At 55.9% G+C, this 19,702-nt stretch carries 19 protein-coding genes; 6 read left to right on the top strand and 13 right to left on the bottom strand.

Translation table 11 applies throughout. From position 1 onward, the window contains the following. Position 1: 1 nt before the first annotated feature. A complete protein-coding gene (locus E1180_RS05960) occupies positions 2-781 on the top strand; it encodes an IclR family transcriptional regulator (RefSeq protein ID WP_155190256.1) in 780 nt (259 codons plus the stop codon). A 22-nt stretch (positions 782-803) separates the two neighbouring features. Beyond that, positions 804-1,865 carry an ABC transporter ATP-binding protein gene (locus tag E1180_RS05955; protein ID WP_155190255.1) on the top strand — a complete coding sequence of 354 codons (1,062 nt, stop codon included), beginning with the start codon at positions 804-806 and terminating at the stop codon, positions 1,863-1,865. Positions 1,866-1,887: 22 nt separating this feature from the next. Here the strand turns inward: E1180_RS05955 and E1180_RS05950 are convergent, their stop codons facing one another. The 11 genes from E1180_RS05950 to E1180_RS05900 form a co-directional block, all read right to left on the bottom strand. Further along, entirely contained in the window at positions 1,888-2,703 is an 816-nt protein-coding gene (locus E1180_RS05950) for an alpha/beta fold hydrolase (RefSeq protein ID WP_208996965.1), read from the bottom strand. Next, on the bottom strand, positions 2,700-3,761 hold the full coding sequence (locus tag E1180_RS05945) for a branched-chain amino acid ABC transporter permease (protein WP_155190253.1): 1,062 nt from the start codon (positions 3,759-3,761) through the stop codon (positions 2,700-2,702). The genes E1180_RS05950 and E1180_RS05945 overlap by 4 nt, the downstream gene beginning before the upstream one ends. Positions 3,762-3,770: 9 nt before the next feature. Beyond that, complete coding sequence (locus E1180_RS05940; RefSeq protein WP_155190252.1) at positions 3,771-4,799, bottom strand: branched-chain amino acid ABC transporter permease; 1,029 nt, start codon at positions 4,797-4,799, stop codon at positions 3,771-3,773. Next, positions 4,796-5,521, bottom strand: coding sequence for an ABC transporter ATP-binding protein (locus tag E1180_RS05935; protein WP_155190251.1), 726 nt, complete (start codon positions 5,519-5,521; stop codon positions 4,796-4,798). The genes E1180_RS05940 and E1180_RS05935 overlap by 4 nt, the downstream gene beginning before the upstream one ends. Further along, complete coding sequence (locus E1180_RS05930; protein ID WP_155190250.1) at positions 5,521-6,291, bottom strand: ABC transporter ATP-binding protein; 771 nt, start codon at positions 6,289-6,291, stop codon at positions 5,521-5,523. Before E1180_RS05930 ends, E1180_RS05935 begins: the two co-directional genes overlap by 1 nt. Before the next feature lie 121 nt (positions 6,292-6,412). After that, positions 6,413-7,606 carry a substrate-binding domain-containing protein gene (locus tag E1180_RS05925; protein WP_155190249.1) on the bottom strand — a complete coding sequence of 398 codons (1,194 nt, stop codon included), beginning with the start codon at positions 7,604-7,606 and terminating at the stop codon, positions 6,413-6,415. Positions 7,607-7,878: 272 nt separating this feature from the next. Beyond that, on the bottom strand, positions 7,879-8,250 hold the full coding sequence (locus E1180_RS05920) for a hotdog family protein (RefSeq protein WP_155190248.1): 372 nt from the start codon (positions 8,248-8,250) through the stop codon (positions 7,879-7,881). Further along, the gene (locus E1180_RS05915) at positions 8,247-8,636 is read right to left on the bottom strand and encodes a MaoC family dehydratase (protein WP_155190247.1); all 390 of its coding nucleotides are present in this window, start codon (positions 8,634-8,636) and stop codon (positions 8,247-8,249) included. The genes E1180_RS05920 and E1180_RS05915 overlap by 4 nt, the downstream gene beginning before the upstream one ends. A 12-nt stretch (positions 8,637-8,648) precedes the next feature. After that, positions 8,649-10,190, bottom strand: a complete 1,542-nt coding sequence (locus tag E1180_RS05910) for an AMP-binding protein (RefSeq protein WP_155190246.1) — start codon at positions 10,188-10,190, stop codon at positions 8,649-8,651. A gap of 47 nt (positions 10,191-10,237) precedes the next feature. Continuing rightward, on the bottom strand, positions 10,238-11,011 hold the full coding sequence (locus E1180_RS05905; RefSeq protein ID WP_155190245.1) for an enoyl-CoA hydratase/isomerase family protein: 774 nt from the start codon (positions 11,009-11,011) through the stop codon (positions 10,238-10,240). A 10-nt stretch (positions 11,012-11,021) separates the two neighbouring features. Beyond that, a complete protein-coding gene (locus tag E1180_RS05900) occupies positions 11,022-11,648 on the bottom strand; it encodes a TetR/AcrR family transcriptional regulator (RefSeq protein ID WP_283404413.1) in 627 nt (208 codons plus the stop codon). Between the two features lie 326 nt (positions 11,649-11,974). Here E1180_RS05900 and hemA point away from each other — a divergent pair, with 326 nt between their 5' ends. Then, positions 11,975-13,192, top strand: a complete 1,218-nt coding sequence (gene hemA, locus E1180_RS05895; protein ID WP_155190243.1) for a 5-aminolevulinate synthase — start codon at positions 11,975-11,977, stop codon at positions 13,190-13,192. Between the two features lie 251 nt (positions 13,193-13,443). Beyond that, entirely contained in the window at positions 13,444-14,172 is a 729-nt protein-coding gene (locus tag E1180_RS05890) for a DUF1194 domain-containing protein (RefSeq protein WP_208996964.1), read from the top strand. 22 nt (positions 14,173-14,194) lie between these two features. On the opposite strand, the gene bchJ is transcribed toward E1180_RS05890, so the two are convergent. Then, positions 14,195-14,791, bottom strand: coding sequence for a bacteriochlorophyll 4-vinyl reductase (gene bchJ / locus E1180_RS05885; protein WP_196220545.1), 597 nt, complete (start codon positions 14,789-14,791; stop codon positions 14,195-14,197). A 1-nt stretch (position 14,792) separates the two neighbouring features. Then, entirely contained in the window at positions 14,793-16,436 is a 1,644-nt protein-coding gene (gene bchE / locus E1180_RS05880; RefSeq protein WP_155190240.1) for a magnesium-protoporphyrin IX monomethyl ester anaerobic oxidative cyclase, read from the bottom strand. Between the two features lie 355 nt (positions 16,437-16,791). Between bchE and E1180_RS05875 the strand changes: the two genes are divergently transcribed. Beyond that, positions 16,792-18,030: a cation:proton antiporter gene (locus E1180_RS05875; protein ID WP_155190239.1), complete on the top strand. Its 1,239-nt coding sequence runs from the start codon at positions 16,792-16,794 to the stop codon at positions 18,028-18,030. Between the two features lie 60 nt (positions 18,031-18,090). Then, complete coding sequence (locus tag E1180_RS05870) at positions 18,091-19,701, top strand: glutamate synthase-related protein (RefSeq protein WP_155190238.1); 1,611 nt, start codon at positions 18,091-18,093, stop codon at positions 19,699-19,701. Position 19,702: the final 1 nt, after the last annotated feature.

The following is a 19,702-nucleotide window of genomic DNA, read 5'->3' as shown; positions in this document are numbered from 1 at the left end:
CATGAACAAGCAGGCTCAGGGCGACGGCACAGTCGGCAAGGCGATCGACGTTCTCGACCGCGTTGCGTCGATTGGGCGGCCTGTAAGATTTTCCGAGCTGCTTGCAGACAGTGTTCACCCGAAGGCGACCCTCTACAGGCTCCTGCAGACGTTGGTCAGTCAGGGTATGCTTGCCTATGATGATGGGCGGCAAACCTATTCCCTTGGCATTCGTCTGGTCCGGCTAGCCCATGCGGCATGGCGCCAGAGTTCTATCGCCCCGATTGCACAGCCTTACATCGACCAGTTGTCTGAACTTGTTGGAGAGACCGTCCATCTTGCACAGCTCGATGGAGGGCAGGTGCTATATGTCGACAAGCGGAATGCGGCCGATCCCATCGACATGTATTCGCAAGCTGGAAAAATCGGCCCCGGATACTGCACAGGGGTTGGAAAAGCGCTCATGGCTTTCCAGGAGCCTGGCGATCTTGAGCAGATCATCCGGAAGCAAGCGTTCTACCAATACACTCCGGCAACGCTCACCAGTGAGTGCGCTCTGCGCGCTGAACTGGACCAAATCCGGGCCGAAGGTGTGGCCTATGACAGGGAAGAACATGAGCCCGGCATTGTGTGTGTCGCAGCGCCAATCCTGTCTTCCAAAGGGCGGCCCTTGGCGGCGCTCTCAATCACAACAAGCACGCAGCGCAAGAGCCTTGAGGAATTGAACCAGGCCCTCCCGGCCTTACTCGAGACAGCCAACCGGATTGCCATGGCCGTTCAGGATTGGCAGTTCCCCAACTAAAAACTCCAGGGAGTTTGAATTCATGTCCGGCGTCACTTTGACGAAAGCGATCAAAAAGTATGGGGATCTGGAAGTCATTCATGGCGTGGATCTCCAGATTGATCATGGAGAATTTTGCGTTTTCGTAGGGCCATCTGGATGCGGGAAGTCCACCTTGCTGCGGATGATTGCCGGGCTTGAGGAAACGACTGACGGCCAAATCGAGATTGGCGCGCGTGATGTAACAGCGATGGATCCGGCAGAGCGCGGCGTTGCGATGGTTTTTCAAACCTATGCGCTTTACCCGCACATGACGGTAGAAGAAAACATGGGCTTTGGCCTGAAGATGACCGGTCACCCGAAGGCGGAAATTCAGGAAAAGGTTTCCGAGGCGGCGCGAATTCTGAAGCTCGAACCATACCTTAAGCGCAAGCCCAAAGCCTTATCAGGCGGGCAGCGTCAACGCGTTGCAATCGGCCGCGCCATCGTCCGCGGGCCAGAAGTTTTTCTCTTCGATGAGCCCCTGTCCAATCTTGATGCGGAGCTGCGGGTCGACATGCGTGTTGAAATTGCCCGCCTACACAAGGATATCGGGGCAACCATGATCTACGTCACGCATGACCAGGTTGAGGCAATGACCCTGGCGGACAAGATCGTTGTGCTGCGGGCCGGCAATATCGAGCAGGTCGGATCGCCAATGGAGCTTTACGCAAACCCTGGAAACAAGTTTGTTGCCGGCTTTATCGGCTCGCCAAGCATGAACTTCATTGAGGGGATTGCCGATGAAGGGGCCGTGATTGTGCCCGCTTTCGGCGATTTCAGGGCTGAAACGTCTGTTACGCTGCCTCCCAAGGGAGAGAAGGTGCTGGTTGGGCTGCGTCCGCAGCACCTGACGGCGACGGCTGGCGCATCGGGCGCGGAGGTAGATCTTTGCGAACAGCTCGGCGGGGTGTCTTACACGTACCTTGTCTGTTCGACGGGAGAACGCATCATTGTCGAAACCCACGGCGATGATGTTCCGGTCTCAAAGGGGAGTGCATCGGTCGCTTTTGATCCGCAAAACGCATTTTACTTTGATGCAAAGACTGAGCAGCGCCTTCGTTAGTCCGAGAGAGTGACCAAGCCTCTCAGCCTTTCTGCGCGGTTGGAGTGTCCCTCAAGACAGCCGAGAGCAACTTGTTGAACGCATCCGGTTCTTCCAAATGCGGCGCATGACCCGAATTGGCAAAAGGATGTAGCGTAAAGTCGGGTACATTCTGAGCATGCCATGCTTGGACCCCCGGCCCGTATAGCTGGCTCTGAACGCCTGCCACCAAGTGCAAGGGTACTGGAAACTTTTGCAACAGTGGCCTGAAATCCTGTTCGGTAAGCGACCGCCACATCGGTTGAAGAAGTACGGGGTCCGCCTTTCGGATTTCGTCTCGGGCAAAGGCAATCAGTTCGGCAGGCGTATCGCCATCGGCTGCGTAAAGCCGCGACGCGATGAGCGGGGGAAGCCTTGGCCAATCCGCAATCATCACATTAAGGAAATGCTGGTTGCCCTCGTCGTTCAGTCCGTTCAGCGTGCCGTTCGGCCAATCCCCGCTGTTCAAGACTTTGGGCGACATGTCGATCGAAACAACCGCGGAGATGCGGCCTGCGCCATGCCTTTCGATCAAGGAAAAGGCAACCAATGCGCCCATGGACCAGCCGCATAAGATGGCATCCTCAATGTCTTGATCGATGAGATATCGGTGCAAGTCATCTGCCGCAGCTTCTATGGTCAGTGGACACGCGCCCCCCGTTTCTCCGTGGCCGGGTAGATCCGGAACAATGCAGCGGGCTTCATTGACCATAGCAGTCATCTGTTGCGCAAAGAATACGCCGGAACAAGACCAGCCATGCAACATGACCAGCGGCCGTCCCGCTCCGGTGTCTTTGATCTTAAGCTTTGGCGCTTTCACGCACGTCCTTCCCGAAGCCGTCCAACAATACCTGACGGAAAGAAGTAAACTGACAGTATGAACAGAACACCAAGCCAAAGGAGCCATCGTTCGGGCGCGACCAGCGTCGAGACGATGGGAATTGAGCTTGTTGCCGTTTCCGCAAGGCCCATGAGGTTCTGCAGGTAGGTTTGTGCGAGAATGAAAATGGTTGCCCCAACCACAGCGCCGTACAAAGTTCCCATCCCTCCAATCACGACCATCAACAAAATGTCGATCATGATCTCCATCGAGAGCGTCGTGGCCGGGCCTGTGTACCGGAGCCAGATGGCGAGCAGGGATCCGGCAAGCGCGGCCATAACAGCTGAAAGTACCGTTGCGGTCGTGCGGTACCAGACAACTTTGTATCCGATTGCTTCGGCCCGGAAAGCATTGTCACGCACGGCCTTGAGCGTCCGGCCAAATGGCGAATTCACGATCCTCAGCATGATCAGGAAAAGCGCGGCAGAGGCGAAAAATACGAAGTAGTAGAGCAGCAGCTTGCCGTTGATCCGGACGTCAAGGATCTTCTCGTCGATCAGCTTGAAGGCTGGTTTAAACTCCCGCGGAACACCATAGTTCAAACCGTCTTCGCCACCTGTCAGCCACGACAGCTGGGACATCAGAACTGCGAATGCACTGGCGACTGCGAGGGTGACCATTGCAAAAAAGATTGCTTTCACCCGGAGCGAGAACAGGCCGATTGCCAGGGCGAAAATGCCCGCAACGATGGCTCCTGCGGCCGTTCCCCAGATCATTGAGCTGTAGGTTGGCCCCGTGGTTGAAAGCGCCAGAGCGGTTCCATATGCACCAATTCCGAAGAACATTGTGTGCGCGAAGGAGACAATCCCGGCGTATCCGAGCAGAAGGTCGTAACTTGCCACCAAAACGATGAAAATGCAGATCTTTGCGGCCGTTTCCAAGGACTTTGTTCCCGGGAAAAGGAAGGGCGCGAAGGCAAGTGAAACAAGGATCCCCAGCAAAAGTACGGTCAAAAGTCCGCTACGCGGCATGTCACCTGAAAGAAGTCGTGTCAGCATCGCCTGTCCTTACTTCGCTTTGACAACCGGGTAGAGGCCCTGCGGACGCCACATCAGGATGACAACCATGAGTCCGATGGTCGATATCAGGGCAACTTTCGGGGCGAGGAAGGCGGTGTAATTGGCCAGAAGACCAACAAGAAGAGCGCCGATGAAGCATCCTTCGATCGAACCAAGCCCGCCAATAATCACGACGATGAACACCAGCACCATGATATCCGCGCCCATGTGTGCGGTGATGGTTTCTTGATAAAGACCCCACATGACACCGCCCAGTCCGGCGAGCGCGGACCCGGTCATGAAAACGATCAGGAACAGGCGGCTGATACGGTAGCCCAGGGCTTCAACCATCTCGCCATTCTCGACACCGGCACGGACAAGCAATCCGATTTTTGTGTGTTTCAGAACATGCCGCATGGACAGGAAAAGCGCCAAGCCTAATCCCACCGCAAGCAGGCGGTACTTTTCGATGGCGGCTTCGCCCAGGATGAAAGAGCCCTGCAAGGCCTCTGGCCGTGAAAGATGCATTTCATCCGGCCCCCAAACGACATGGATCATCTGTTGAGCAACGATCAGGCCGCCCATCGTGACCAGAATTTGCTTCAGATGCTGTCCATAAACAGGTTTGATAATGACCCGCTCAAAGGCGTATCCAAGCAGCGCGGTCAGCAGCATTGCGGCCAAGATGGCGATAACGACTGCGCTGAGGTTCAAGGGTACACTTGGCGATGCAGTCCAGCCGGCGAGCCAGCTCAAAACGCTAAATCCGATGAAAGCGCCAACAGTTACGAAAGCGCCATGGCCGAAATTGATCACGTCCATCAGTCCAAAGACCACGGTCAGGCCGGACGCCATAATGAAAATCATCATGCCCATCGCAAGGCCGGCAACGGTCAATGTCAGCCAGGTCGAAGGGCTGCCGATGGCAACAAGTCCGGCGGTTGCAAGAAGCGGGACCAGCAGTATTGGCAGTTTCTGGGTAAGCCGGTCCGTGAGGGGGATCTTTTCGATCCGGGGTTTGATGAGCGTCTCGCTCATTGATGTACCTCCAAACTCAATCCCATGAGCTTCTCCTGCAGGGTTGGATTACCGGTAAGCTCCGACATGGCTCCGGCAAATACGATCCGGCCATCATCCATTACGGCGACGGTGTCCCCGAGGCTGGACGCCATTGCGAAGTTCTGCTCAACAAGCAGGATTGTCGTATCCGTTTCCTTCAATTCCCGTAGCGCGTCTGTCATGGCTTTGATGATGGCAGGTGCGAGGCCTTTCGTTGGCTCGTCGATCAGGATCAATCGTCTTGGTTCGATAATTGCCCGGGCAACAGAGAGCATTTGTTTTTGACCGCCCGACAATGTTCCGGCAGATGAATTCCAAAAGCTTCCAATCGGCGGGAAAAGATCCGTAACCCAGGCCAAACGTTTGGCATCAATCGGCCCGTTTGCCGCCGCAAGGCTCATGTTCTCGGCAACCGTTAAGTCTGTGAAGATGGCCATGTCTTCAGGAACGAAGGCGATCCCCCGGCGGGAGATGGACGGGGTGTCCAGCTTGGTGATGTTGTGATTAGCAAAGTGGATCTCACCTTGACTGGCAGTCCAGTGCCCCATGATGGTTCGCAAGGTTGTCGTCTTGCCTGCACCATTGCGGCCCAGAAGCACTGTTACACCGCCTTCTGGAACGGCCAGGTCGACGCCCTGAAGTATGTGATAAGGGCCGATGTGCGTGTGGAGGCCCGATAGAGAAAGCAGATGGTCCGCCATTATGCCGCCTCCGGCGTTTTGCCGAGATAGGCTTCCTGAACGACCGGCAAAGCAATGACCTCGGCAGGGTCACCATCTGCAACAAGAGCGCCGTTATGCAGCACGATGATCCGATCCGCGAGCGAGCGGATGACGTCCATCTTGTGTTCTACGAGCAGGATCGTCCGGTCCATATCGTTCTTGAGTTTTCGGATCAGCTCCAGGATGACCGGAACCTCATCGACACTCATCCCGGCGGTCGGTTCGTCGAACATCAGCACTTGGGGTCCGAGAGCAATTAGGAGCGCGACTTCCAGTTTCCGCTGGTCGCCATGGGGCAGGGCAGACACAACACTGTCGGCCTGGTCAATCAATCGCACTTCGTTCAAAACGTGCTCCGCGCGTTCGATCAGATGGACATGGCGGCTTGCCATGGACAACATGTCGAAACCCTTGCTGGCCTTGGCCTGTGCGACGAGGCGGACATTTTCGCGGACGTTTAGGGTCGGAAACAGGCTTGTCAGCTGAAAGGCTCTGCCGATCCCCCGCTTGGTGCGCTCGGGAACGGACATGCGGGTAATCTCTTCTCCGTTGAGTATGACCGTGCCGCCGCTTGCCCTCAATTGGCCCGAGATGAGATTGAAATAGGTTGTCTTGCCCGCCCCATTGGGTCCGACAATTGCCGTGAGTGTACCCCGGTCGAACGCGCAAGAAACCTGATCCACGGCTACATGTCCGCCGAAACGGATCGTCAGGCCTTCTGTCTCCAGTATCGGATGTTCTTTCGTCAATGCATCTCTTTCCGAAAAAGGGCGCGCAAACAGGTCGATCTGACGCCGTTAGCGGTCATGCAAAATGTTCTGGCCAGGAGGTCTGATGGTGACGTGCCCTGGCCAGCGTGAAAATGCGTTCCTAGTTCCGGACTGGGATTTCCATGTCTTCGATCTTCAACTCACGGACAAGTTCCGGCACACCCCATTCAACATCGGGATCGACCTTGATCTTGAAGTGATACATGGACTGTAGTGCCTGATGATCCTCCGCCCGGAACATCATCTTGCCCTTTGGCGTTTGAAACTCCATGCCTTTCATTGCCGCGATAAGATCTTCCGTCTCCGTTGAGCCAGCTTTCTTGATGGCTTCGGCGATTGCCAGACCAGCGGTCATGCCGCCTGCGGTAAAAAAGTCGGGCGGAGTGCCATGGCGCTCAAAGTGTTCGGCCACAAGCCAGTCGTTAATCGGGTTCTCCGGGATTTCGTAGTAGTAGTAGGTCGCGCCTTCCATGCCTGGAAGTTCCTTGTAGGCTTTCATAGCGGCAAGGATGTTGCCGCCGGTCGCGATTTCAACACCAAAACGGCCCGGTTCCATCGCCTGTATTTTGGAAATCGGATTGCCGCCACCGGCCCAGATGACGAACAGGAACTTGCGTCCAGGCTCATCCTTCAGAGCGTCAAATATTCGCTGAGCATGTGCCGTGAAGTCCTTGGTGTCGGTCGGGGCATACTCCTCGAATACGAGATTTGCACCTGTTCCGTTCAACGCTTCCTTGAAGGCCGCGACGCCGTCCCGGCCAAAGGCGTAATCCTGGGCGAGTGTTGCGATCGAGGCGCCTTCCTGTCCGAGAGCAACCGCGTTTGCAATCGCGTCTTGTGATGAGTTCCGCGAGGTGCGGAACACATACCGGTTCCAGTTTTCACCAGTAATGGAGTCGGCAACTGCAGGCTCGACTATCAGCAATTTCTCATATTCCTCGGCAACGGGCAGCATGGCGAGGGCAACACCGGACGAGACCGGACCAACCGCAATATCGACCTCATCGTCGCCATAGGCTTCCGCAAGCGCGGCCTTGGCGATGTCGGGTTTGAGCTGGGTGTCCTTTTCAATGACAACAATTTTCCGGCCATTGATTTCCATCGTGCCGTCGGTTGCGTATTCGAGGCCCATCATCAGGCCGGTGTGCGATTGTTTGGCATAGGCTTCCAGCGCACCTGTCTTCCCGTAGACGTGAGCGATTTTAATGTCGTCTGCGAAGACGGCTGTTGTGCCTGTCAATAGAAGTGCCGCGGCGGCGAATGCTGCCGGCCAGCGCGAAATGCGTGGTGTCATGAAATCTTCCTCCCGAGTCGGGCAAGCTGCGCGATCAAACCCTGTCACTCCCAATGACATGGCGCACCGGCTGTGTCGCTTACCATATTAATTATATGAAACCTGAATCAGTATTCATGTCAAGGTTGCGCGGAGCTCAAAACCGTATTTCTGTGGTTTTGGATAGCTGAAGAAAAAGCCTGGAAGCAAATGGGCTGATAGGTTTATTGCAGGTCAAAACGCCCACCAGGACGAGCGGTCCCTTTGCGGGAAGTCGGGCGTGTTGCCCTGCCTCAGAGTTTGCCGACATCCTCCACATAGACCAATGCGCGGCCCCGGCAGATTATCTCGCCACTTGCCGTTTGGCAGATGGTTTTAAGATCTACGAGATGCTTGTCCGGCCGGATGCGCGTGACTTTGACCGAGGCAGTCAACTCTTCTTCGATGGGTGCAGGGGGCAAAAATTCCAGATCCTGTTTCAGATAATTTGTTCCCCGCCCTGGCAGCTCCACGCCAAGCAGATAGGAGAACAATCCACCGATCAGGGGACCTGGAACAGCGCCGGGCGGCTTGGTTCCGGTCCCTGCAATTGCGCAAAACTGGTCCATGTCCCCGGATGTGAAGATGCGTGTTACGTTGGCGCGGTCGCCAAGTTTCAACGTCATGAAACCGCTCCGATTTTGCAAGTGCCGCTCAAGGTCACCAGACCGTCCGCTTTTCGTGTCACCTCCACATGAACCGAAGAGGTGTCGGTTTCGTCGGCCGAATAGTGAAAGACCAGTTCTTCGTCAGCGAACGAAGGATTGGGAAACATCAGGCTTTGAAAGGCGTGTTTTTCTGTCGGAAACAGCGCTTTCAAATGACCGAAAGCGCGGGTGTAGAGCAGCATGCCGTGAGACACTGTCCGCCCGAAGCGGGTCTTGGCGGAAAATTCAGGATCGACATGAATGGGATTGTCGTCCCCGGACAATTGGGCGAAAGCGTCAAAGTCTGATTGGCGCGGCGTCCAAAAATACGTTGCGCTAAATGGCGATCTTGAAGAGGCGTTCATTTCAAACTCATTTCAGGCAGAAGTGACTGGAGTGCTGGCGAGGAAGGCATCCTTGAGAATGTTCTTGCGGACCTTGCCCGCAGCCGTCCGAGGCATCTCACCGTCGACGGTGAAGCTTTTCGGGATTTTGTAAGGTGCCAAGTGCTGACGGCACCAGTCCGGAAGCTCGTCAGTGTTCAAATCGGAGCCGGGCCTTGGCACGATAAATGCCGCGCCGACCTCGCCCCAATTTTCATCTGGAACACCAATGACAACCGCTTCCAGAATGGCCGGGTGAGTTACGAGAACCTTCTCGACCTCGGCTGGATAAACGTTCTCGCCGCCGGAGATGTACATGTCTTTGATCCGGTCGATGATATAGTAGTAGCCGTCGGCATCGCGTTTCCCGACATCGCCTGATTTCAACCAGCCATCGGCCGTGAAACTTGCAGCCGTTGCATTTGGATTGTCCATGTACCCTGGTGTTATATTGGGTCCGCGGAACTGAATTTCGCCGGATCCCTCACCGCCGACAACTCTGCCCGCTGGATCCTGTAGCCGCACATCCGTGAGGATCTGAGGTTTGCCAACAGAGCCGATCTTTTCAGCAGCCTTTTCTTTATCCATCAAAAACACGGTCGGGCCTGTTTCCGTCATGCCCATGCCATTGCAGATGGTCACACCGCGTTTTTGAAAATCTATCAAAAGGTGTTTGGGGACCGGTGCGCCCCCGCAGCCAAGCGACCTAACGGTTTTAAAATCTGTCTCCCCGATGCGCTGGGAAAGTGCAAGTGCCTGATAAATTGCCGGAACGCCGAAGAAGCATGTGACCTTGCCGTCATTTATGAGAGACAAGACCGTATCCGGATCGAACTTCCTCAGGATAGTCGAGCAGCCGCCATTCAAGAAAATGGGCAGCGTCGGAAGGTTGATGCCGGCCGTGTGGAAGAGTGGGAGGAAGTTGACGCCGTGTTCCTGTGTCCCAAGGCCCGTTGCCTGAGTGTAATTGATCATGTTGGCAAGGGCCATTCCGGCCGTCTGAATGACCGCCTTGGGCTGTCCCGTAGTGCCTGATGTGAACAGAAGATACCAGGGGGCGTCCGGATCTATACGGCCATCTCCGATGGGTGCTTTATCATTGATGGCAGGCTGGCTCTCCAGGATCGATCCCGTTTTCCCATCCGCACCGAGCATCAGGCAATCAATGCCCGTCTGTGCAACTAGACCAGACGCCAATTTACAGCACGGCTCGTCGTGAAACAGAAGAGTCGCCTTGGAGGATTTTAACACCGGCTCCAACTCGGCAAGCGGCTGGCGCCAGTTCAAAGGAACAAGGACTATGCCGGTTTTCTGTGCAGCGAAAAGCAGAACAAAAAAATCTGGGTGATTGTGGCAAAGAACTGCAATTCGGTCTCCTTTAGCCAAACCGCGCTGCAGGAGCAGATTTCCAAGCTGGACAGCGCGGTCATTCACTTCGGCAAATGTGTACTGCAATCCCGTACCATGATCGATAAAGGCGATCCGTTCCGGTGCAAGTTCGGCCCGTTTTGCAGCCATGTCCGTCAGGAACTTCATCGGTCCTCCCAAGTCCCTCTTGATCGTAGAAGCGCGTGCATCCGCGCCTAGGCACGCCTTTGAATGAAACTCTGCATGCCCTGAAGTGTTTCCGGCATCGTAATCAGGTCAAGAAACCTGGACTGTTCCTGATCGAGCCGGCGTTTGACCGCCGTCAGCCGGTCCGCGTCCCAAATGTTCGACCGGGTGGCCGTGTGGGTGCGTCCGGATCTGCGTGTCAGGTCGTCGAGCCAGTCCCTGATGCTGTCTTCCAGAGCGAAAGTCGGCCGGACAATGTTTGCCAACCCAAGCCTCTCGGCGTGCTGCGCGGAGATTTGCCGATTGAGATACTGTATTTCCAAAGCCTTTGCAGTGCCGATCCGCTCGGGTAACAGTGCGGTCCAACCGCCATCCGGTGCGAAGCCGACTTCACTGTAATATGGCTGAATGAATGCGCTGTCGGACATGGCGACCATGTCAGCAGCCAGAACAAAACCTGCAGCCCCTCCAGTGACCGGCCCATTTACCGAGGTGATGACGGGGGCGGGGAACTTGAGCAAGTCCATGATCGCGTCATGAAGCCCTCCCACAAGCTGATTGGCGTAGCTTGAGAGGGCCTCAGCTGATGCCGCGTGTTCGATGAAACCGGCAATGTCTCCGCCGGTTGAAAAACTACGGCCACGACCGGTCAAAACCAGGGCTTTTGGTTGCTGGGCGGCCGACCACGCAAGGCTCGATCTCAAATCGCGGACAAGCTCCGGGATCAGTGCATTATGACGTTGCGGGCGGTCCAGCCAGAGCCAGACAACCCCCTCTTGTTCGATACGGCCAACGAAAGACATCTGTCTGTCCTTACGGTTTCAAACCGTTCGCTATGAGATCAAACCCGGTTTCGACCAGATCCTGTATCGGTGTCTTTGTGTTAAAAACGACGAGCTGCTCGCCGAGGGCTCTGGCAACGCCCATAAGGGCCCAAGCGCGGGTTTCGGGATCGCCAGGTGAAATCTGGCCCGCGCGGAGCGCGGTGTTCAGGCCATCTATGTAGCCATTCGCGAAGGACTCATAGTAAGCGCGATAGGCTTTCGGGTCGACAAAGAGCGCTTCCTGAACGATCCGGTAAAGATCCGGGTGTGCTTGAACAAAGCCCAGAAAGGCAGTCAGGCCTGCTTTTTCGGCGTCTAGACGATTGGGCACATTGGCTGTCGCTTCTGCAATCCTGTGCCGCACAAGTCTGCCCATTTCCAAGACCAGCTCGGAAAAGACCTGTTCCTTGGTCTTGAAGTAAATGTAGAATGTCCCCTGTGCGACCCCGGCTTCGCGGGTAATCTGGCCGATAGAGGCATCGCTGTAGCCGTTTGAACCGATAACACGCTCGGCGGCATCGAGGATGGATTTGCGGGTTGCTTCCCCCCGTGCGGTTTTGGGAAGACCGCCGGACGAGGCTTTATTGTTTATTGGTGTGACGGCTGCTGGTCCCACGTGCGGTTCCCTCTTTCTCCTGAAACATGAATCACTATTCATGTTTTACTCCGATTGTGCAAGCCCTGCGGAGGAGCGCCGCGCATATTAATTTTTTGGCATTTGTGACGGCCGAATTGGGGATATGACGTTTGGCCGCATGGGTGTTTTGATCTTGATCATGGCGTACAGGGTGGTAATCCAGTTTTGAATGACTATAAGGTTCGGTAGTAGCGGCAGACGTCCGGACCTGCCGATCTGCCTGGTGCTTGTTAGGACGCGGCGCGGGCAAAGTTAAAGTGAGACCGGCTAGGCATCGGTCTGGCGGATTGAGGGGACACCCGAGTATGGACGTGAATGCGTATCTTGAAGAGCGCCTGAACAAACTGCATGACAACGGCAACTATCGCGTCTTTGCAGATCTCGAACGCATGTCAGGCGATTTTCCCCGCGCGAAACGGTATCGCGAGGATGGAACTGTTCAAGACGTTACCGTCTGGTGCTCCAACGATTACCTTGGCATGGGCCAGCACCCGAAAGTCGTCGATTCCATGCAGGATGTCCTCGGTAAGTGTGGTGCCGGTGCTGGCGGAACACGCAACATCTCCGGTACCAACCACTATCACGTTATTCTCGAGCGCGAGCTGGCCGATCTGCATGCCAAGGAAGCCGCGCTGATTTTCACATCGGGATATGTGTCCAACTGGGCAGCGCTCGGAACACTCGCGTCGCAAATTCCGGGCATGATTGTTTATTCCGATGCACTGAACCATGCGTCGATGATCGAAGGCATCCGTCACGCGCGCTGCGAAAAGCGGATCTTCAAGCACAACGACGTTGCGGATCTGGAGCGCCTGATGGCGGCTGATGATCCGGATGCACCAAAGCTTGTCGCGTTTGAGAGTGTTTACTCCATGGATGGTGACATCGCGCCCATCAAGGAGATCTGCGATGCCGCCGACAAGTTTGGCGCAATGACGTATCTCGATGAGGTCCATGCGGTTGGAATGTACGGTCCCCGGGGTGGTGGTGTCGCAGAGCGCGAAGGCTTGATGGACCGTCTCACCATCATCGAAGGCACTCTTGGCAAGGCCTTTGGGGTTATGGGCGGATACATTGCCGGCTCTAAGACAGTGGTCGATTTCATCCGGTCCTTCGCCTCCGGCTTTATATTTACGACAGCACTGCCGCCTGCGCTCGCAGCTGGCGCGGCAACGTCCATCCGTCACCTGAAAGACAGCCCCTTCGAGCGGAAGGCGCATCAGGACCGGGTCGCTCAGGTGCGCGCTGCGCTCGACAAGCGCGGCATTCCGCATATGGAAAACCCGAGCCACATCGTGCCGGTCATGGTTGGCGACGCGAAGAAATGCAAATGGATCTCGGACATTCTATTGGAGACCTACGGCATTTACGTTCAGCCGATCAACTATCCGACAGTACCGGTCGGAACCGAACGCCTGCGTTTCACGCCGACACCGCTTCATACGGCTGCCGATATTGAGCATCTCGCAAATGCGATCAATGACCTTTGGTCACAATGTGCGCTAGCCCGGGCTGTCGCGTAAGACTTGCCCGACGCTCTGAACTTGCAACAAGGCCCGGTGCATTGCGCCGGGACTTTTGTTTTGAGCGTGTTTTGTTTCTTTGAATTGATACCGCCCTAGCTACCCGTATGGTCCTGACTTGGATCAGCAGGCGGTGAGCCGGCCCAGATTTCCCGCCAAAAGCTGATCGAATATGGACTGATCGAGCTAATTTGGGCGTTTCGAACGAAACGCCCGATGCTCTCAGCCGGAGGGAATTCATGCGGTGTCTGATGTCAATTTTGTTGTGGTGTTGTGTTGCCCTGACCCCGCTTCGGGCTGAGGAGCTTGATCTTGAGCTTGTCCTCTTGGCCGATGCGACAGGTTCGATCGATGATGCGGAAATCAGGTTTCAGCGGCAGGGATATGCGGACGCTATCACCGATCCGCGCGTCCTGAATGCGATCACCAGCAACATTTACGGAAAGATTGCGATTACCTACGTCGAGTGGGCCGACATGTTTTCCCAGGATGTGGTCGTGGACTGGATGGTCATCGATGGTCCGCAATCAGCCGAGCTTTTTGCCGAACGCTTGATGGCACCGCCGCGCCAGGCCTTTGGCCGCAATGCCATCGGAGCGGCGCTGTTGAAGGGCAAAGAGCTGATCGACACGAACGAATACACAGGGCTGCGCAGGGTCATTGATCTGTCGGCAGACAGCGCCAACAACTGGAACGGTCCCAGCATCACTGAAGCGCGGGATACGGTCGTCAATTCCGGAATTGTCATTAATGGCCTGGCGGTTTTGTGCCGACATTGTTCCGGCCGCCCGGTGTCCTACAACCTCGAAGACCGCTTCTTTTCGGAAATCATAGGTGGTCCCGGCGCCTTTGTTGTCACAGCCGATAACGCCGAGACATTTGCATCCGCTGTCCGGAAGAAGCTGATACTGGAAATCGCCTCTGAGGCATTTCCGCCGGCACGCGATATCGCTGCGCTTGACAGTGTCCGGGTAAAGTAAAGGTCTCCCAGATCATTGCTTCTCAGCGGAAAGTTACTTCAAAGTCGCAGCTTGGATCGCCGCAAGCCATGCAGCTGGTCTCTTTGACCCGGGCCGCCGGGTTTACAAGTACCTGATACAGCCGTTCGAAGACGGCCGTGTTCCAGAAGCAGATGGGAGCTTGCGAAACCTCTCCGGCAATCAGGGGATTGTCGAACAACTTCAAGACCAGCGGGTCCTTGGATGAAATCTGAAATTGGCCGGATCCGGAGAAGGTCCATGCGTTGCGGGCAATGGCTTTGGCGAGCAGCTTGGCGGATACGGGCGGCGGCAAGTGTCTCAGCACAAACTGTGCGGGCTTGGGGATCCGGTGTTGAAGCACATAGTCAGCCGTGCCGGTGCCTGCCTGTCGGCAGAGCTGTTCGGCAAAGTGCGGCAGTGTGCGACGGACAGCTTGATGAAACCGGGCAACGGGGCCTTCCGGAATGAGCCCACTCATATCCGGCAAGGCTGCGATGCTGGCTGTCTTCAACAGGGTCTTGCGGACGTCTGGTCCGCATTGACGGTCAATCGGGTCCAAAAACTGGGTCAGGGCGTTTGGACCAATCACCCCAGCCGGTGTGTTTGGTGCACTGAGCATTTTAAGCATTTTCGGGAAGTTGTTGCGTTCCACCCCCGCATACCTTCGCCGCCGCTGCACGCTCAGCCGCGCGTTCCTTGCCTTGTGCCCGGATGGCAGCTCTGCGTTCTGCCGCCCTGCTTGCACGATCTGCTGCTGATTCCCAATCAGCAACTTGCGCCTCTGCAAGGGTGCGTGTCTCGTCGAAATCGAAATGAACCTTGTCCTTGGACTGCGGACCCCAGTAGCCGGCCTTGCCAAGGTCATAGAAGGTGCGTGCAAAGCCCGCCTTCAAGAACGCTTTCAAACATCCCAGGAGATAGCGCCGCCGGAAGCCGGTACCGCGCCATGGGTAATGGAACAACGCTTTTTGCATGTAGAAGCGCCGGTAATTCTTCATGACGCCGTTCAGCAATTCACCGCGTGTCATGGCGGATGGCTTCATGATCGGTGTGACGAAGTTGTATTTCGAAAAGTCGAAGACTTCGACCTGATCCCGGATGTCCTGGAAGAGCGGTGAGAACGGCCACGGTGTGTACATGGCCCAGTTTGCAAGGTCGGGCTGCCAGTCCCAGGCCATCCGGTAAGTTTCTTCGAGCGTTTCTTCGGTCTCGTTGTCGAGGCCAACGATGAACTGAGCTTCAACAAAGATGTCGGCCTCACGCAGGAGCCGGATGGCTTCCTTGTTATCGTTGACCTTGGTCTCCTTGTTGAACTGGTCGAGTTTGAGCTGTGCGGCCGCTTCCGTTCCAAGGCTCACATGCACCAGGCCTGCCTTGCGGTAGAGCGGCAGGAGTTCCTTGTCGCGCATGATATCGGTCACACGGGTGTTGATGCCCCATTTGATTTTATCCGGCAGCCCGCGCGCTATCAGCTCGTTGCAGAATTCAACGAACTTCTTTCGGTTGATGGTCGGTTCTTCGTCGGCAAGGATGAAGAAACCGACATTGTGGTCGGTGACCAGTTTTTCGATTTCATCGACGACTTTCTTGGGATCACGCACTCGGTAATCGCGCCAGAATTTCCACTGTGAACAAAAAGAACAAGTAAAGGGGCAGCCCCGGGCAAAATTAGGTATGGCAACGCGCGTGCCGAGGGGAACATAAGTGTATTTGTTCCATTCCAGGATGTCCCAGTCCGGCTCGATCGCGTCAAGATCTTTCACTGTCGCTGCTGCATGGGTTGCAACGATCTGGTCGTCTTCCCTGAAAGCAATCCCTTTGATTTTTCTGCGGTCTTCCGGCCAGCGCTCCTCGTCAATGGTGCGCATGAGATCAATGACGATCTCTTCGCCTTCGCCGCGGACAATTACATCCACCCAAGGCGCTTCGCTCAGCACCTGCTTGTACATGAAGGTGGCATGGACACCACCGAGGACACGAACGGCATGCGGATGTTCGTCCCGGGCAATTTCAAGGATACGTTCAGCGGCATAAATTGACGGCGTGATAGCGGTGACCCCGACAACATCTGGAGAAATGCGCCGGATTTCAGCAGCGATCTGTTCGTCAGTCAGATCGTTTGTCATCGCATCGACGAAGTGGATATCGTCAAAGCCAGCCTTCTTTAGACTTCCAGAGAGATAGGCGACCCAGGCTGGTGGCCAGCTCCCGGCGATTTCCGCGCCACCAGAGTGGTAGTTTGGATGAACAAACAGGATGCGCATGGGATCACCTCTTATATGTGTCAACTAAAATTGACACATTCATCGTCTCAGAAAATTGACGCAGATCAATCGGGCGAATTGCGTCCTTCTGCCGTCGCGCTATTGGCCGGATCTGCGGTCGCCTGATGCACCCGGTAAACCCATTGTGAGCGATAAAAAATCGGGAAGCCGGTCCTCATGTGCCCAAAAAAGATGCTGGTGTGACACATGTCACGAAACGGCCTGTTTCGCGGATCGTGAAATAAAAGAGTTCACACATGATCGTCATAACCATATGATTTGAAACGCTACGTAAGTCCTGAAAAGGATTGCCGAAACAACACAGGGGCGTTTTGGCGTGACACAAGGATTATTGATGTTGGGCATGTTCACGGTCGGCTATACGCTGCTCGCGAAGAAACTGTCCGACAGCATGTTGACCGCCCCGATGCTTTTTCTGGGCTTTGGACTGTTGATGGCGCAAACCGGCTTTATGCCCTTGGACGATGCCGAGGCATTGCTCCACATTGTGGCCGAGTTCGCGCTGGTCGTGCTCCTTTTCCTCGACGCTGCGCAGATCAATCTTCGCAGTCTCAGGCAAAATCATGAATGGCCGTTCCGGATGCTTATCATCGGCTTGCCCTTGTCCGTGGGCATTGGAACCCTTGCCGCACTTCCCTTTACATCCGCCTATCCTGTCGTTGTGGCGGCACTTGTCGCGGCCTTGCTGGCACCGACTGACGCGGCCCTTGGTCAGGCAGTCGTCACCAACAAGAAGGTTCCTGAACGGGTTCGAAGCGCCCTGACTGTTGAGAGTGGTCTCAACGATGGCATGGCCCTGCCTGTCGTCCTGCTATTTGCCAGCCTGACCGCCCAAATGATGCACGCTGATACGACCAACTGGATCCTGTTCGGAGCCAAACAACTTGTCTTTGGGCCTTTGGTGGGCGCCGTGATTGGTGTGATCGGTGGCAAGATCTTTCTCCTGGCCAAAAAACATCGGATGACGACCGTCCAGATCGAGGGCATTGGGGCGCTCGCAATGGCTGGCAGCGCCTATCTGGCGGCCGGCATGATTGACGGCAACGGCTTCATTTCCGCTTTTGTGGCCGGTCTCCTATTCGGTAACGTCATTAAGGGCCACTGCGGGTTCATCTACGAATTCACCGAGGGCGAAGGCCAGATGCTGACCTGGGGCGCATTCTTCCTGATTGGGCTGGCCTTGTTGCCGAATGCGATTGCTCATTTGTCGTTTGAAACGCTTGCCATCATCCTGATCAGCCTTTTTATCGTTCGCCCCTTGGCTATCTGGATTTCCCTGATGGGAACGGACGCGGGACCTGTCACGCGTGTTTTCTTTGGCTGGTTCGGTCCACGTGGCCTTGCGACAGCCCTGTTCGCATTGTTGATCGTCGAGGAAATCGACCATGAGATCGGCGAGCAACTCCTAAATCTCGCCGTCAACGCAGTTTGGATCAGCGCTGTTCTGCATGGAGTGACTGCCGTACCTTTTGCCAAGTGGTATGCCGCACACGTGGAATCCAAAGAAAAGATGGCGGAGATGGAAGAGGTGCCGCCCATGCGGCCAGACGTTTCTAAGGAAGTTTTGACCTGATCTGAAGTTAGCCAACGCACCGCAAAAACAAGCCGCGGGCCATTAGCTGGGGAATATAAAATGAAAGCACACACCGTCGCCAAGTGGGGTGAGTTGCCGGACCGGGAACCGCAATATGCACTGGTCGAAAATGTCGATCTGGTGATTGTCCGTTTTGATGAGAAAGTGTCGGTGCTTTACGGCCGGTGCCTGCACCGCGGGGCGCTGATGTCCGACGGTTATGTGGACGGAGACAATCTGATCTGCGGCGTTCATTACTGGGACTACCGCATTGATACGGGTGTTTCTGAATATAACAACTCGGAAGTCTTGAAAAAGTTCACCAGCTGGATCGAAGACGACGAAGTGCTGGTGGATGCGGAGGAGATCGCGGCCTGGGCCAAAGGCAACCCGCAGCCGTTCCAGCGCGATGACTATCTCGGTCTTTATGCTGACCCCAGCCACGGTACAACGGAAGAGCCTTACACCAAGCTGATCCAGTCCTACGCCAAGGACGGCTTGTCCAAGACCGGCCATCATGGCGTAGTCGATGCCATGGGTGTTCCGCGTGTGGAATTACCGGATTGGGACGATATCCAGATCTTGACTGCCCAGCTGCAGCGCTTTCCGCTGCTTGATGATGATCCGGTTGGGACCGATGTGGTGATCGGGCCGAATGCGCAAAAGCCGCTTCACCTGAAGATACCACTATTTGTCTCTGACATGAGCTTCGGCGCCTTGTCCGAACCGGCAAAGATTGCACTGGCCCGCGGGGCGGAGCTGGCCGGGACCGGCATCTGCTCTGGCGAAGGCGGCATGCTGCCGGAGGAACAGGAAGCCTGTTCGCGGTATTTCTATGAACTGGCCTCCGGCCGCTTCGGGTTTGACTGGGAGAAGCTGAACAAGGTCCAGGCATTCCACTTCAAGGGAGGCCAGGGCGCCAAGACCGGAACCGGCGGTCATTTGCCGGGGTCTAAAGTGCAGGGCAAGATTGCGGAGGTGCGAGGCCTGAACGAGGGCGAGTCGGCGATTTCTCCACCGCGGTTCCCCGACTGGACCGTTTGCGAACAAGTGCGGGACTTCGCCGATGAAGTACGCGGGCGCACCGGCGGTATTCCAATCGGCTACAAGCTCTCTGCCCAGCACATTGAAAAGGACATCGATGCGGCCCTGGAGGTTGGGGTTGATTACATCATTCTGGATGGCCGCGGCGGGGGAACGGGAGCTGCTCCGATCATCTTCCGGGACAACATTTCCGTTCCCACAATCCCGGCGCTGGCCCGGGCCCGGCGGCATCTCGATACGTCTGGCCGAAGCGACGTTTCGCTGGTGATTACCGGAGGCCTTCGTAAGCCGGCAGATTTCGTGAAAGCGATGGCATTGGGCGCGGATGCGATTGCCGTTTCCAATGCCGCAATGCAGGCGATCGGCTGCATCGCCATGCGCGCCTGTCATACCAACAATTGCCCGGTCGGGATCGCGACCCAGAAACCGCATCTGGCAAACCGGCTTGTGATCGAGAAATCCGCCCGTCAGCTCGCCAATTTCTTCGAGGCATCAGTGGAGCTAATGCAGGTGATGGCGCGGGCCTGTGGCTATTCGCATTTAAACCAACTCAATCAGCAGGATCTGACCACCTGGAAACGGGAAATGGCGGATCTTTCCGGTGTCGCCTATGGTGGGGTGGCCTGAT

The sequence above is a fragment of the Roseibium denhamense genome (genome assembly GCF_009711415.1).
Lineage (GTDB): Bacteria > Pseudomonadota > Alphaproteobacteria > Rhizobiales > Stappiaceae > Roseibium > Roseibium denhamense.
Note: the sequence above shows the minus strand (reverse complement) of the source record. Positions and strands in the feature narration are given on the sequence as shown.

Excerpts from the sequence above, each read along its gene's own strand:
- E1180_RS05915 (WP_155190247.1), bottom strand. The coding sequence starts at position 8,636 with ATGAACGCCTCTTCAAGATCGCCATTTAGCGCAACGTATTTTTGGACG.
- E1180_RS05940 (WP_155190252.1), bottom strand. The coding sequence starts at position 4,799 with ATGAGCGAGACGCTCATCAAACCCCGGATCGAAAAGATCCCCCTCACG.
- E1180_RS05935 (WP_155190251.1), bottom strand. The coding sequence starts at position 5,521 with ATGGCGGACCATCTGCTTTCTCTATCGGGCCTCCACACGCACATCGGC.
- E1180_RS05955 (WP_155190255.1), top strand. The coding sequence starts at position 804 with ATGTCCGGCGTCACTTTGACGAAAGCGATCAAAAAGTATGGGGATCTG.
- bchJ (WP_196220545.1), bottom strand. The coding sequence starts at position 14,791 with ATGCTCAGTGCACCAAACACACCGGCTGGGGTGATTGGTCCAAACGCC.
- E1180_RS05870 (WP_155190238.1), top strand. The coding sequence starts at position 18,091 with ATGAAAGCACACACCGTCGCCAAGTGGGGTGAGTTGCCGGACCGGGAA.
- E1180_RS05925 (WP_155190249.1), bottom strand. The coding sequence starts at position 7,606 with ATGACACCACGCATTTCGCGCTGGCCGGCAGCATTCGCCGCCGCGGCA.
- E1180_RS05910 (WP_155190246.1), bottom strand. The coding sequence starts at position 10,190 with ATGAAGTTCCTGACGGACATGGCTGCAAAACGGGCCGAACTTGCACCG.
- E1180_RS05960 (WP_155190256.1), top strand. The coding sequence starts at position 2 with ATGAACAAGCAGGCTCAGGGCGACGGCACAGTCGGCAAGGCGATCGAC.
- bchE (WP_155190240.1), bottom strand. The coding sequence starts at position 16,436 with ATGCGCATCCTGTTTGTTCATCCAAACTACCACTCTGGTGGCGCGGAA.
- E1180_RS05920 (WP_155190248.1), bottom strand. The coding sequence starts at position 8,250 with ATGACGTTGAAACTTGGCGACCGCGCCAACGTAACACGCATCTTCACA.
- hemA (WP_155190243.1), top strand. The coding sequence starts at position 11,975 with ATGGACGTGAATGCGTATCTTGAAGAGCGCCTGAACAAACTGCATGAC.
- E1180_RS05875 (WP_155190239.1), top strand. The coding sequence starts at position 16,792 with ATGTTGGGCATGTTCACGGTCGGCTATACGCTGCTCGCGAAGAAACTG.
- E1180_RS05945 (WP_155190253.1), bottom strand. The coding sequence starts at position 3,761 with ATGCTGACACGACTTCTTTCAGGTGACATGCCGCGTAGCGGACTTTTG.
- E1180_RS05905 (WP_155190245.1), bottom strand. The coding sequence starts at position 11,011 with ATGTCTTTCGTTGGCCGTATCGAACAAGAGGGGGTTGTCTGGCTCTGG.
- E1180_RS05890 (WP_208996964.1), top strand. The coding sequence starts at position 13,444 with ATGTCAATTTTGTTGTGGTGTTGTGTTGCCCTGACCCCGCTTCGGGCT.